Annotated in this window: 14 protein-coding genes; 6 read left to right on the forward strand and 8 right to left on the reverse strand. The window is 36.0% G+C overall.

What is annotated here, in order from left to right; all coding sequences use genetic code 11:
• Positions 1-36: 36 nt before the first annotated feature.
• Both FB551_RS05655 and FB551_RS05660 read right to left on the reverse strand, forming a co-directional pair.
• Positions 37-603: a hypothetical protein gene (locus FB551_RS05655; protein WP_047430721.1), complete on the reverse strand. Its 567-nt coding sequence runs from the start codon at positions 601-603 to the stop codon at positions 37-39.
• 84 nt (positions 604-687) lie between these two features.
• On the reverse strand, positions 688-1,755 hold the full coding sequence (locus FB551_RS05660; protein WP_142015857.1) for a resolvase: 1,068 nt from the start codon (positions 1,753-1,755) through the stop codon (positions 688-690).
• A gap of 159 nt (positions 1,756-1,914) precedes the next feature.
• On the opposite strand from FB551_RS05660, the gene FB551_RS05665 reads away from it, so the two are divergent.
• Positions 1,915-2,478, forward strand: a complete 564-nt coding sequence (locus FB551_RS05665; protein WP_142015859.1) for a hypothetical protein — start codon at positions 1,915-1,917, stop codon at positions 2,476-2,478.
• Positions 2,479-2,572: 94 nt separating this feature from the next.
• On the opposite strand, the gene infC is transcribed toward FB551_RS05665, so the two are convergent.
• Entirely contained in the window at positions 2,573-3,073 is a 501-nt protein-coding gene (gene infC / locus FB551_RS05670) for a translation initiation factor IF-3 (RefSeq protein ID WP_027372223.1), read from the reverse strand.
• A 132-nt stretch (positions 3,074-3,205) separates the two neighbouring features.
• A complete protein-coding gene (gene thrS, locus FB551_RS05675; protein WP_047430716.1) occupies positions 3,206-5,125 on the reverse strand; it encodes a threonine--tRNA ligase in 1,920 nt (639 codons plus the stop codon).
• A 244-nt stretch (positions 5,126-5,369) separates the two neighbouring features.
• On the opposite strand from thrS, the gene FB551_RS05680 reads away from it, so the two are divergent.
• Positions 5,370-6,344, forward strand: a complete 975-nt coding sequence (locus FB551_RS05680) for a dipeptidase (protein WP_142015862.1) — start codon at positions 5,370-5,372, stop codon at positions 6,342-6,344.
• A 284-nt stretch (positions 6,345-6,628) separates the two neighbouring features.
• On the opposite strand, the gene FB551_RS05685 is transcribed toward FB551_RS05680, so the two are convergent.
• Entirely contained in the window at positions 6,629-8,173 is a 1,545-nt protein-coding gene (locus FB551_RS05685; protein WP_142015864.1) for a hypothetical protein, read from the reverse strand.
• A gap of 148 nt (positions 8,174-8,321) precedes the next feature.
• On the opposite strand from FB551_RS05685, the gene FB551_RS05690 reads away from it, so the two are divergent.
• The 4 genes from FB551_RS05690 (at position 8,322) to leuB (ending at position 12,687) form a co-directional block, all read left to right on the forward strand.
• On the forward strand, positions 8,322-9,485 hold the full coding sequence (locus FB551_RS05690; protein WP_082001952.1) for a 2-isopropylmalate synthase: 1,164 nt from the start codon (positions 8,322-8,324) through the stop codon (positions 9,483-9,485).
• A gap of 29 nt (positions 9,486-9,514) precedes the next feature.
• Complete coding sequence (gene leuC / locus FB551_RS05695; protein WP_047430711.1) at positions 9,515-10,903, forward strand: 3-isopropylmalate dehydratase large subunit; 1,389 nt, start codon at positions 9,515-9,517, stop codon at positions 10,901-10,903.
• Between the two features lie 70 nt (positions 10,904-10,973).
• A complete protein-coding gene (gene leuD, locus FB551_RS05700; RefSeq protein ID WP_047430710.1) occupies positions 10,974-11,582 on the forward strand; it encodes a 3-isopropylmalate dehydratase small subunit in 609 nt (202 codons plus the stop codon).
• Positions 11,563-12,687, forward strand: coding sequence for a 3-isopropylmalate dehydrogenase (leuB, locus tag FB551_RS05705; RefSeq protein ID WP_047430708.1), 1,125 nt, complete (start codon positions 11,563-11,565; stop codon positions 12,685-12,687). The genes leuD and leuB overlap by 20 nt, the downstream gene beginning before the upstream one ends.
• Before the next feature lie 97 nt (positions 12,688-12,784).
• On the opposite strand, the gene FB551_RS05710 is transcribed toward leuB, so the two are convergent.
• The 3 genes from FB551_RS05710 to FB551_RS05720 all read right to left on the reverse strand — a co-directional run bounded on the left by FB551_RS05710 (position 12,785) and on the right by FB551_RS05720 (position 14,215).
• Positions 12,785-12,970: a hypothetical protein gene (locus FB551_RS05710; protein ID WP_047430706.1), complete on the reverse strand. Its 186-nt coding sequence runs from the start codon at positions 12,968-12,970 to the stop codon at positions 12,785-12,787.
• Between the two features lie 72 nt (positions 12,971-13,042).
• Entirely contained in the window at positions 13,043-13,648 is a 606-nt protein-coding gene (locus FB551_RS05715) for a DUF4230 domain-containing protein (protein WP_047430704.1), read from the reverse strand.
• A 3-nt stretch (positions 13,649-13,651) separates the two neighbouring features.
• Positions 13,652-14,215 carry a TlpA family protein disulfide reductase gene (locus FB551_RS05720; protein ID WP_142015867.1) on the reverse strand — a complete coding sequence of 188 codons (564 nt, stop codon included), beginning with the start codon at positions 14,213-14,215 and terminating at the stop codon, positions 13,652-13,654.
• Between the last annotated feature and the right edge of the window lie 3 nt (positions 14,216-14,218).

Below are 14,218 nucleotides of genomic sequence, written 5' to 3' on the forward strand. Positions count from 1 at the left end.
CCTTTTTTATATAATCAAATAATCGGGTGTGTTCTCTTAATCTTTGAATTTCAACGCAGCCTGGAACAGGTTCTTTTTGTCTACTAAATCATATTCTTCATTATAAACCGGCTGGTACATCAGTATGAAAACACTGCCATTAAAATCTTTTAAATTAATAGGCTGATCTACCATAATATCATAAAACCTTGTAATCGTACGGGTAGCAGTCCATTGCTTTGCATTGCCTTTAGGGTTTTTGTCAAATCTATGATCTTTCGCATCTGTATAATACCAGTATGAAGGCGCGGAATCCATCAGAAACATTTCTTTATCCTTGTTGTAAAGTTCCTCCGCCATACCCGTATTCTGAAACCACGGAACTTCAGTATCCAAAACACCTAAAGCTCCTGCATAGATGTCTTTATTTGTTGTAGCACCCACTAAAAATCCTTCCAGATTGGCAGATGTGATTTCAAATAAAAAAGGAGATTTTTTCAGTTCATAAACATCATTTACCGGTTCAATTACTTTTCCGTCTTGTTTAATAACAACTTTTAACGATTGCGCAAAAGTTATAAAACTTAGTAAACAAAAAAGAAGGGTCAAACTTAATTTTTTCATTGTATCTCTTTAAATAATTGCAGCAAAGATATTAGACTTTATCTCCCTGTACACTCGCTGATTTCAGGGGTTTTTATCTTATCATTAAAACAGATCAGCCTTCAGCCGGATTTTTATATAAGCCGTTTTCTGTTTTTTACCATTGGCAAAAACAGAATTACGAGGGTAGACTTCTGCATAAAAGGTATCATTATCGGTCCAGAATGCCTTTTTATCATCTGCTATTTTGAAATTGGTAAAATTTACGTACAGTAGATTATCTTGTTTCTTTGTTTGTGGAAAATATTTAGAAATGACAAAATCACTCCCCACATCATTATTGGATGAGACAAAGGTAACCCAGCCTTTCGTTGGAAGGATCTGTGGATAACCTCCTGTACTCAGTTCAAACATAATTGCATTTTTTATACTGAAAAAAGAATAATAGGAATCTGCAACTTCATCAGAATGTTCTTTGAATACTTCCAGGTTTAAGTATGGTGACCTTCCTATATATTCATTGGCCAGCGGCCCGGTCTCTGTAGAGACGCTTTCATGTTGTGTAATTACTTCTTCTCTGCCATTTTCTTTGTATACCCAGTTATCTGCCTGCAATTGTATATTGGGGTTTTTTACCAGCTTTTCACTAATTTGTTTTTTAGAATTTGCTTGAAATTCCTGTTCTGATATCTCGGTAATACTCCCGAATTTTTTAAAAGATTTATTCTTAGAATCACTCGATTCTTTAAAAGTACTGCTTCTGATCTCATAAAGATCCACGCCTTTTAAAGTAAGTTCATATGCAGGAGTAAATTCTGATTTAAGGACGAAAGCTTCAATACTATTTGAAATGTTATTATTAATGCTGTAGTGAATAGAATAGAAGTCCTCAAACTCTTCAAATCCATAATAATTATCAAGTTTATCATAAGCCATTTTCAAATGGGTGGCATCTTTACTAGGAGTTACGAAAAAATGTACAGAATCCAGCTTTGTAGATAATTGAAACGGTACTTCCAGAACATTATCCACGCCTTTTATTTTCTTGAAATCAGCAAGAGTTACTGTTTTCTGCTTACCTCCAGTTTTGTGAGTCTCGGATTTTTTGTTCTGTTGATTGCATCCTGCAAAAACAACCATCGATGATATAAAGAGTTGATTGATGATTTTCATTTTTATATTTTTGGGCAAATGTATCAGTATTCAGACCAACAGCCAATAAAACCGCCTGATATAGCGAATAAATGGCCGAAAACAGGGATGTTTTTAACGATGGATTTTGGAGAATTTTACAAAACGATAAACCCAATATTGTAATTTTACTTTATAAAAATGAAAAACTTAATAATCAGCCTTTCAATGGTGACTGCTTTACTAGCATCCTGCTCACCTGCTACAGACAAAAAAGTGGAAAAGAGTACTTCTACGGATACCAGAAAAGAAGTGGAAATCTCTGCACCGGAACCAATGAAGAATGATCAGGCAACATTGGAAATACCAGCTGATTTTTCAACATTAGTTCCTATTGACCTGTTGAATAACAAAAGCGCCAATGTACATGATAAATATGGTATAGAATTCTCTGGAAACTGCTATTCATGCGATTTGACAAGCCTGTCTATAACTAAGAAACACATCAGATGGACCAATGTCTGTGATGAAAAAGACACTTTTGACATTGATGATTTTTCATACTCTAATGAAGGAAACAAAACGATTTTTAAAACACCGGAAAGAACATATATTTTAACCCAAATAGATAAAGCTCCCGTTTATGAACTCGTAATAGAAGGCGAAAAACTGGAGCTGAAAAATAAAAGAATATCCAGATATTTTACCACCAAAAAAGCTTTAGCTCTTTTCACAGAGCATGATTGTGGAGATTTTGAAGGATAAACAGAAGAGCAGTCCGCGATAATCTCTTTAAAATGTTGACATAAAAAAACCTCAAATTGCTTTGAGGTTTTTTTATATTAAAATAATGACTTAATTATTTTGCTGGTTTTTTAGGACTCATCATCATAATCATCCTTTTTCCTTCAAGTTTAGGAAGCTGGTCTACTTTTCCTACGTGCTCCAGTTCCTGAGCAAGTTTTAAAAGCAAAATTTCTCCCTGGTCCTTAAAGATAATCGAACGTCCTTTAAAAAATACGTAGGTCTTTAATTTGGAACCTTCTTCAAGGAATTTTTCAGCATGCTTCTTTTTGAATTCATAATCATGGTCGTCAGTCTGAGGCCCGAAACGGATCTCTTTTACTACCACTTTTACTTGCTTAGCTTTAAGTTCCTTTTGTTTTTTCTTTTGCTCGTATAAGAATTTCTTATATTCTAATACTCTTGCAATAAAAGGTTCTGCTTTATCAGAAATTACTACTAAGTCCAATTCTTGTTCCGCAGCAATTTGTCTTGCTTTGTCAATTGGATAAATTCCTGGCTCTACGTTATCGCCCACCAAACGAAGCTCTCTCACACGAATTTTATCGTTGATCAAGTGTAAGTCCTCTTGTACCGGACGTCTTTGTGGGCCCCTGTTGTTAAATCTTTGTGCTATTGTATTATAATTTTATTGGTTAACTTTCTATTTTCTCTATTATTAAAAGATCAATTCATCTTTTAAAGTCTTTTATATAGCTGCTTCTTTTTTGAAGTAAGCAACAAAATCCTCCATCTTCATTACTCCAAGATCTCCTTCTCCACGTCTTCTTACAGAAATCGTGCCTTCTTTTTCTTCATTTTCTCCTACTACAAGCATGAAAGGAATTTTATTCAATTCCGCATCACGGATCTTTTTACCTGTCTTCTCGTTTCTGTCATCAATCTGACCGCTAATATCGTGATTTTCCAAAAATTGTGAAACTTTTTTTGAATAATCTACATATTTTTCACTGATCGGTAGAATAATAAACTGATCCGGGCTTAGCCATAACGGGAAATCACCTGCGGTATTCTCCAGCAAAATAGCAATAAAACGCTCCATAGAACCGAATGGTGCTCTGTGGATCATTACCGGTCTGTGTTTTTCATTATCATTTCCGATATAATGAAGATCAAATCTTTCCGGAAGGTTATAATCCACCTGGATAGTTCCCAGCTGCCATTTTCTTCCCAAAGCATCTTTCACCATGAAGTCAAGCTTAGGGCCGTAGAATGCGGCTTCACCATATTCCACAACTGTTTTTAAACCTTTCTTTTGAGCTGCATTGATGATCGCACTTTCCGCTTTCTCCCAGTTTTCATCAGAACCGATATATTTTTGTTTGTTTTCAGGATCTCTTAATGAAACCTGAGTTACAAAATCTTCAAAACCTAAAGATTTGAATACATAAAGTGTTAAATCAATTACTTTTTCAAATTCTTCAGAAAGCTGATCCGGAGTACAGAAAAGGTGAGCATCATCCTGAGTAAATCCGCGAACTCTTGTTAAGCCATGAAGCTCTCCACTTTGCTCGTATCTGTAAACAGTACCGAATTCTGCATATCTTTTCGGCAAATCTCTGTAGCTCCATTGTGACGTTTTGTAAATTTCACAGTGGTGAGGACAGTTCATTGGCTTCAGCAGGAATTCTTCTCCTTCATTCGGAGTTTTAATCGGCTGGAAACTGTCTTCCCCATATTTATCCCAGTGTCCTGAAGTTACATATAATTCTTTCGCACCGATATGTGGAGACATTACAAATTCATAACCTCCTTTTTTCTGAGCATCAGAAAGGAAATTTTCCAGTTTTCTTCTTAAAGCAGTTCCTTTTGGCAACCAAAGCGGCAACCCGGCACCTACTTTTTCAGAGAATGCGAAAATTCCAAGTTCTTTACCTAGTTTTCTGTGATCTCTTCTTTTAGCTTCTTCCAATCTCTCAAGATATTCTGTAAGATCTTTCTGCTTAGGGAAAGAAATACCATATACTCTTGTCAATTGAGGGTTCTTTTCATTTCCTCTCCAATAAGCTCCTGCTGCATTTAATATTTTAACCGCTTTTACAATTCCTGTATTCGGAATGTGACCACCACGACATAAGTCTGTGAAGTTATCGTGCGTTACAAAAGTGATTTCTCCATCATTAAGATTAGAGATCAGTTCCACTTTGTAAGGATTGTCTGCATACGTTTTTAAAGCATCTTCTTTGGATACCGGGTAAAGAGAGAAGGTAGAACCTTTCTTTGCATTTTCCAGGATCTTTTTTTCAATCTTTTCAAAATCTTTTTCAGATAAGCTTTCATCCCCGAAATCTACGTCATAGTAGAATCCGCTTTCAATAGCTGGACCAATGGTCAACTTAGCATCAGGATAAAACTCAAGGATTGCCTGCGCCAAAAGGTGGGCAGAAGAGTGCCAGAAAGCCTTCTTTCCAAGATCATCATTCCAGGTCAAAAGCTGTACCGTAGAATCCGTGGTTATAGGTGTGGTCGTTTCTACTTGTTTGTCATTAACAATTGCGGAAATGGTGTTTCTAGCCAATCCCTCGCTTATAGATTTTGCCACATCTAGAGGAGTCACTGCTCCCTCGAATTCTTTGACACTATTGTCTGGAAGTGTAATTTTTATCATTGTTTACTAAGAAATTTTAAGATGCAAAAATACGGAATTTTTAGATAAAATACTATATTAGCACATATTTAGAATGAGAATTAATATTAAAAATGTAAAAGATGCAGATGGTTTTGGTCTCACTGAATTCCATATTTCGTTTTTCATAGAAAAGGACTTTCAAGTTTTTATGCATTACAATCTTACTATTAAATAGCTTGTTCTTATCGTAAGTCTTTATAAACAAACAAATTATAATTTTAATATGAATGCTATAAATGTAGATTTGCACTGCGATTTATTATGCTATTTACTGGAGCCAGGCTCATTAATTGATGACAAAGAACTTGGCTGTTCGCTTCCTTACTTACAGGAAGGAAATGTAAAGCTTCAGGTGATGGCTATATACTCCGCAACAGGAGAGAATAGTACGGTTTATGCAGCAAAACAGAGTGAAATATTTTCAGATCTCCTGCAAAATGAAAGCTTTTTCTTATTCGATGGTAAAAATTATAAAAATCCTGAAAACACAGGCAAAGTAGGGGTTATCGCTTCTATTGAAAATGCATCCGGCTTCTGTGGCGAAGATGACACTTTGGAAACGGGGTTTAAAAATCTGGAAGCGATCATTGAAAAAACACAGCGAGTTTTTTACCTTGGAATAACCCATCATACTGAAAACCGCTTTGGAGGAGGAAATAATTCTGATATAGGGCTGAAAGATGACGGAAAAGTCCTGCTTGACTATCTCTCAGAAAAAAATATTGCTATTGATCTTGCTCATACCAGTGATCAGCTTGCCTATGGAATTCTTAATTATATTGATCAGAGAAACTACAAAATCCATGTTATAGCAAGTCATTCCAATTATAGACAGGTACATGATAAAAAAAGAAATCTTCCTGATGAACTGGCAAAAGAGATTATTAAAAGAAAAGGATTAATCGGACTCAATTTTATCCGTAATTGTGTTGATGATACCAACCCGGAAATGTTATATGAACATATTCAGTACGGTCTTAATTTAGGAGCAGAAGATGCGATTGCTTATGGAGCTGATTTTTTCTTCTGCAAAAATCACCCGGATAAATCACGGCATCCATTTTTCTTTGAAGGATACAATGATGCATCTGCTTTTAATGCGATCAATAAAGAAATTGAAAAACGTTTCTCTTCTGAATTGTTAGAAAAGATCAGTCACAAAAATGCATTGAATTTTATAGAGAATATGTATCAATAAACCATTCTTGTGTGATTATATCAAGGCATAATGAACAGGTCGCTCCTCCGGAGCTTTATTTTCACCGGACTTCATGATGTCTATTAACAGAAGATCCCGATGGGGTCAAACTAACTCCAATAAGAGCTAACTGTTAATAGAAAGTATTTTGTTTTAAAATTAAAGCTCCGGAGGAGCGGCCTGTTAATACCTAATGATAAGATAAAAATGTTTTTTATATGTTTTATTTTACATTAGATAAAATATTGTAGAATATTGTAATATAGAATCTTATGTATTATTATTTAATGCTTTCTTTTATACTTAACTTTCTGCTTGATAATCTCAATGACGTCCACATTCTGGACTTTAGATTTGATCCATCCATGGATGTCAATATAAAATAATGATCGTCGGTAATATTCATTGTTCGAATACTCTCCCAGCTTTTTATCAAAACTTTCAAATGCTTTCTGTCTCTGATCCGGCACCTGATTATTAAGGTTCTTGAAAAACTGAATGCTTTCAAAATGGAATTCTTCCGGCTTCTTCATTTTTTTAGCAAATTTCAGAGTGGAAGCAATAAATTCATCATAATCTTCATCATTTCCAGACTCATATTTTGCCATTAAGATCAGGATTCGTGTATGGAACAGGAGGTCTTCCTGTACATTTCCTTTGGATTCTATCACCCTCATAGAATACTCAATGGATTTATCAAACATTTTACTTCCGAAAAACATAGCTGCCATCTTGAGGTAAAGAATCATAAAATGATGCTCATCAATTCTTTCTCTAAGTCTTTCCATTTTTAATTCAACTTCAGGAATAAGCTTGGTTCCTGTAAAGAATTCTCCTTTTACAAAATGAATATTCATCAATGTATTATATTGGGTAAGGAAAATAAGTGACTGAAGGTTCTCATTCTGAACAAAATTCTCCGCATGCACCATTGTATTGAAATTTTGAAAATGCTCCTCCAGAATATCAATATTCCCGTATAAAAAAAGAATTTTCAGGAGGTAAGTATTCCCTTTGATGTACCAAACCGGGTGGCTGTAGATCATTTCTGGTTTCTTATGAAAAAGATCTACCCATTGGTAAGCATATTTCAAGGTGTATTTATAATCCTGTAATAGCTGGTTTTTCCAGACGTGGGCTTTGTAATACCATAATTTCTCCGTGAAATTCAGTTTCTCAGGGTTAATATTTTTTATCTCAGCGTTGAAGATATCCAGTACTTCCTGTCGGTCTGCATCATTTTTTACATACCCATGCGTAAGCATTTCGCTGTATAATTTCAGGGAAAGATTAGACAGTTTTGTAGTATAGCGGTTTTGTTTGCTGATCTCCTGAGACTGTTTGATAAGCTCTTCTGCACGACCTTCAATACTTCGTGTAATAAATTGTGATTCAATTACTTTTTCAAGGTCTATGATCTCCGATGCGATGCTTTTTTCATCCAGTTCAAGTGCTGTCTGTTTCGTTTTGTCCAGTATTTTTAAAGCCTGTTTGTAAAGTCCTTTCTGATACAGGATATTAGCAAAATCCAACTGTTCACGAAGCTGGATTCTATAGTTCTGATGACTCGGGTTCATTCGGAGACTGACAAGAATCTGCTTGTAAAGATGTGCTTTAAGATTGGAAAGCTGTTGTTTTGTAGATATTTTTTTCTCAATAATAATACTTTCATCATATTCTTTCATTTTATCCATTTCAGAAAATAACAAAAGAAATTTGGCATCTACGTTAATTCCGAGCCGGTTTACGTAGAGCTTAAACTGTCTTTTTTCAGAGGTGGTCAATGACTTTACCAATACAAACAAAAAATCTTTCTGCAATTCTGCCATTGTAAATTTTTGGGGATTAAATTATTGATTAATAAATAAATACAATTGTTTTTTGAGCTGTTGAATATTGTAATTTTCAGAAAAAGTGAAATTTAAAAAATATCGCAAGCTGTAGTTTTGAGCCAAAATTAAGTAAAAAACTTCACTTATGAATTCCGAAAAAATCGAAATTTTTGATACGACACTGAGAGATGGGGAGCAGGTTCCGGGATGCAAACTGAATACGGAACAAAAACTGATTATTGCTGAAAGGCTTGATGAATTAGGGATTGATATTATCGAGGCGGGATTCCCGATTTCCAGCCCCGGAGACTTTGAATCTGTTTCAGAAATTTCAAAGCTGGTGAAAAATGCGAAGGTATGCGGACTCACAAGAGCCAATAAAAAAGATATTGATACCGCAGCAGAAGCGCTGAAGTTTGCAAAGAAACCAAGAATCCACACAGGAATCGGAACTTCTGATTCTCATATTAAATATAAATTCAACTCAACAAGAGAAGATATTATTGAAAGGGCAGCAGATGCCGTAAGGTATGCAAAAACATATGTGGAAGACGTTGAATTTTATGCTGAAGATGCCGGAAGAACGGATAATGAATATCTGGCAAGAGTTTGTGAAGCGGTAATAAAAGCAGGAGCAACGGTCCTGAATATCCCTGATACTACAGGATATTGTTTACCGGAAGAATATGGCCAGAAAATAAAGTACCTGAGAGAAAATGTAAAAGGAATTGAAAAAGCGGTACTTTCATGCCATTGCCATAATGATCTTGGGCTGGCTACAGCCAATTCTATTGCCGGAGCGATTAATGGAGCGCGTCAGATTGAATGTACCATTAACGGATTAGGAGAAAGAGCAGGGAATACAGCTTTGGAGGAAGTTGTCATGATTTTAAAACAGCATAAAGATTTGAATCTGCATACCGATGTGAATTCCAGAATGCTGAATGAAATGAGTGCAATGGTATCTGATCTTATGGGAATGTCTGTACAGCCAAACAAAGCTATTGTAGGAGCTAATGCCTTTGCCCACAGCTCAGGAATTCATCAGGACGGCGTGATTAAAAACAGGGAAACTTATGAAATCATTGATCCTGCAGAAGTAGGTGTGAATGCCTCTTCAATTATTCTTACTGCCAGAAGCGGACGTTCAGCATTGGCCTACCGTTTTAAGCATATCGGCTACGAGGTTACCAAAAATGAACTTGATTTTCTATATCAGGAATTTTTGAAAATTGCGGATCTTAAAAAAGAAATTGACAACGATGATCTGAGTGTTATGATGGATTCTTTCACCAGAAAAATAGGATAGGTTTGATTTAAAATCAAGATAAAGTAAAAATGAACAACAATAAAAAGACACTTTTTGATAAAGTATGGGATGCCCACGTGGTAGAAACCATTCCTGACGGACCTCAGATCATTTATATAGACAAACATCTTATTCATGAGGTAACAAGTCCTCAGGCTTTTGCCGAACTTGAATCCAGAAATCTGGAAATATTCAGGCCTGAACAGATTGTAGCCACTGCGGACCACAATGTACCTACTTTAGATCAGGAAGAACCTATTAAAGATGAACTTTCAAGAAATCAGGTAGAACAGCTTACAGAAAATTGTAAGAAAAATAATATTGAACTTTTCGGATTGGGACATCAATATCAGGGAATTGTTCATATCATCGCTCCGGAATTGGGGATTACCCAGCCGGGAATGAGTATTGTGTGTGGTGACAGCCATACGTCTACCCACGGCGCATTTGGATCTATTGCCTTCGGGATTGGAACCAGCCAGGTGGCACAGGTATTTGCCAGCCAGTGTTTATTGCTGAATAAGCCGAAATCAATGAGAATTACGGTTAATGGCAAATTAAATGAAAATGTTCAGCCTAAAGATGTGATTCTTTATATCATTTCAAAAATAGGGACAGACGGCGGAACAGGATATTTCTGTGAATATGCAGGCAATGTTTTCGAGGAAATGTCAATGGAAGGAAGAATGACCGTCTGTAACATGAGTATTGAAATGGGCGCCAGAGGCGGAATGATTGCTCCGGATGAAACTACTTTTGAATACGTAAAGGGAAGAAGATTTGCACCGCAGGGAGAAGACTGGAATGAAAAAGTAGCCTATTGGAAAACTTTGAAAACAGATGAAGGAGCTGTTTTTGATCAGGAACTCAGCTTTGATGCTGCAGACATCTACCCAATGATTACTTACGGTACCAATCCGGGAATGGGTATATCAATTCGTGAAGTTATTCCGGCGCCACAAAATGAATCTGAAGAGAAAGCTTTGAAATATATGGGGCTGGAGGCTGGACAAACAGTTAACAGTATCAAAGTTAATTATGTTTTCATAGGAAGCTGTACCAATGCCAGAATAGAAGATTTCCGCTCTGCGGCTCAGTATATTAAAGGGAAAAGCAAATCTGAGGCTGTAAAGGCACTTATTGTTCCCGGATCTCAGCAGGTGGTTAAGCAGATTTATGAGGAAGGTCTGGATAAAATATTCAGTGATGCAGGATTTCAGATTCGTCAGCCGGGATGTTCAGCATGTCTGGCGATGAATGATGATAAAATCCCGGAAGGAGAATATTGTGTTTCCACTTCCAACAGAAACTTTGAAGGCAGACAGGGACAAGGTTCAAGAACAATTCTTGCCAGCCCGCTTACTGCAGCAAAAGCAGCCATAGAAGGTAAAATCTCAGCTTTTGAAAGTTTAAACTAAAAGTAATTTTAAATTATGTTTTAACCACAAAGAAAAACTTTTGTGGTTAAAGTCTAACAATGTAGAACGCATGCAAAAATTAGTTGTTTTAAAATCCCGCGCAGTTCCATTGCCGGCAGAAAATATAGATACAGACCAGATTATTCCGGCTAGATTCCTGAAAAGTATAGACAGAAAAGGGTTCGGAGAGAACCTGTTCAGAGACTGGAGGTTTAATATTCATACAGGAGAACCCAATCCGGACTTTGTTTTAAACAATCCCAGATTCAGCGGTGAGATTCTTGTGGCAGGAAATAATTTCGGTTGTGGAAGCAGCCGTGAACATGCAGCCTGGTCTTTAACAGATTATGGGTTTAAAGTAATTGTTTCAAGTTATTTTGCTGATATCTTTAAAGGAAATGCTCTGAATAACGGACTTCTTCCTGTTAAAGTTTCCGAAGAATTTTTAAAAGAAATCTTAGAAGGAATCAATGAAAATCCTGATAATGAAATTGCTATTGATGTGGAATTACAGTCGATCAGCTTTAAAGATACCACTGAAACCTTTGAACTTGATTCCTATAAAAAAATATGCCTGCTGAACGGTTATGATGATATTGATTTTTTAATCAGCAGAAAGCAGACGATCACAGAATTTGAATTAAAAACACAAAAAGCAAATGAGCGACAATTATTTTAAAATCGCGGTCCTTCCAGGAGATGGGATCGGCCCGGAAATCATCAGTCAAAGCATTAAAATATTAGATGTTATTGCTGAAGTTTTTCAATATAAATTCCATTTTGATTATGGATTAATCGGTGCAGAGGCTATTTTTAAAACAGGAAATCCTTTGCCTGAAGAAACACTGAAAATCTGTAAAGAATCTGATGCTGTGCTTTTCGGGGCTATTGGTGATCCGGTTTTTGATAATAATCCTGAAGCGAAGGTAAGACCGGAACAGGGATTACTGAAACTTCGTAAAGAGTTAGGATTGTTTGCGAATATCCGTCCCTTGAAAACCTATGCGTCACTGATTGATAAAAGTCCACTGAAAAGAGAAATCATTGAAGGCGCTGATATCCAGATTTTCAGAGAACTGGTGAGCGGAATCTATTTCGGTGAAAAATTTACAGATCCGGAAGGAGCTTATGCTTATGATGTCTGCAAATACAGTCGTGAAGATATTATTCCAATTGCCCATATGGCGTTTCAGGAAGCTCAGAAAAGAAAGAAAAAACTTACGCTTATTGATAAAGCCAATGTTCTGGATACTTCCAGATTATGGAGAAAAACATGTCAGGAAATTGCACCGGAATATCCGGATGTACAGCTGGATTACATGTTTGTAGACAATGCAGCCATGCAGCTGATTCTTAATCCTAAACATTTTGATGTCATTTTAACGGAAAATATGTTTGGTGATATTATTTCAGATGAAGCAAGTGTGATCGGAGGTTCTATCGGATTATTACCATCGGCTTCAGTAGGAGAGAAGAATGCTTTGTTTGAACCTATTCATGGATCATATCCACAGGCAAAAGGAAAAGGAATTGCCAATCCTGTTGCCTCTATTTTAAGTGTGGCCATGATGTTGGATCATCTTAATTTACAGGCAGCAGCAGATAAATTAAGACAGTCTGTAGAACATGCTATTGAAAATAAGTATGTCACGATTGATCTTAACACCAAACAATATTACTCAACAAGTGAAGTGGGAAGCTTTATTGCCGACCATATCAGATATTCCGAGAAGTCCTATTACAATTTTGAAAATATCAAGATAGGAAAATCCACCATTGTATAGAAACAAAAGTTCAGTTAGATAGTTAGAAAGAAAAGTTCCGCCTCATATGAGACGGAACTTTTCGTTTTTCATTATAAATAAAGCCTTAGGAGCCCTTTTATTTTTTTGTATTATCCGTTTTTCCTGATTTGTTTTTGGAAGACTTCTGAATATCTTCTTTATCAATATCAGGCGGATTGGTCTTTTTTGAGGCTGCAGGAATATTCTGGAAATCCTGATTTTGCTTTTGGGTTTCTGCGGTATTGGCAGATTCTTTCCTGTTGGTTTTTCCTTTTGTATCCATGACTTTGAATTTTAAATTTCAACAATATGAATACTATCATTCAAAGGGTTTGCCAAACAGAAATATTTTCTTCTAAAGTCCCAGAATACCTATTTTTCCGGTTTTGTCTTCTATTTCATAATTCAAAGCCTTGGCCAGAACAAAAACATTATTCAGGTTTTCCATCAGCTGTTTACGACCTTCTGTTCTCAACTGATTCTGATCAATTGATTTTTCAGCTGTTTCCTTAGCTTTAGCGGTAACGTTTTTAATGTCTTTTTCCGAGATTCTGTTAATAAAAGAATCATCCAGAGATTGGATTTCAACACTTGGAGTAATTCTGATCTCAGCATCAGGAAGCTCGGTAATAATAAGCTTTTTGTTGATGGAATCTACTTCGATCTTCATTTTATTAAGATCATACGAAACTTGCGCATTGGTTTTGGTATAAGTAATAATGCTGTTGCTGGAAATTTCCTTCCCAAAAACTTCATAGCCCATTTTGGTTTTCTGCATACTGGAGGTATTCTGTTCCATCACCACCATTTTATTCATCTTGGAAATTTGATTGGTCAGAATATAATAATCTGACTTTTCAGTTTTATTCCCAAGATTCAGGCAGGACTTCAGACCAAAAAACAGCAGCACCATCGCGCCGGCTCCCGCTGCAAAGGATAATATTGTTCTATAATTTCTCAAAATCTATTTAAAAATTTCTTTAATGACAGACGAATCGTTCTTTTTAAGAATTTGAACCAAATCCCTTTCAATATATCCTGTCGTAGGCATTTCGATAATTCTGCCTACTTCTTTTCCATATCTTTTCAGGATAATGGTAGGAACTTTCTGAAGATTGTAAAGACTTTCATCCCCGGTAGGAGATTCCTTCTTACGGTTAACAGCAATAATATTCAATTTACTCTCCGGATAACTTACGGCTTCCAATATTTTAATCAGTCTTGGAAAATCTCTGTGGCTGTCTTCACACCAGGTTCCCATGAAAACAATAATGTCATAAGTACCGATTTTCTCTTTTTTTAATTCACTGACTGCTTTTTGGTCAAGAACATACTCATCATGTTCCTTTACATACCAATCTGCATAAGGAGCTTTCAAAAACTGCTCTTTCAATTGGTTTCCTAAAAGCATTTTGCCATCATTCTGAGTTTCAACTTCACGGTTTACCACTACTTTTTGTGCAGTAAGCTGTTGTGCAGCTAAAAATAAGCTTGAAAAGGCAACAATATTGGTAATAAATTTTTTCATATT

The sequence above is a fragment of the Chryseobacterium aquifrigidense genome, from assembly GCF_006716485.1.
Classification (GTDB): Bacteria; Bacteroidota; Bacteroidia; order Flavobacteriales; family Weeksellaceae; genus Chryseobacterium; species Chryseobacterium vietnamense.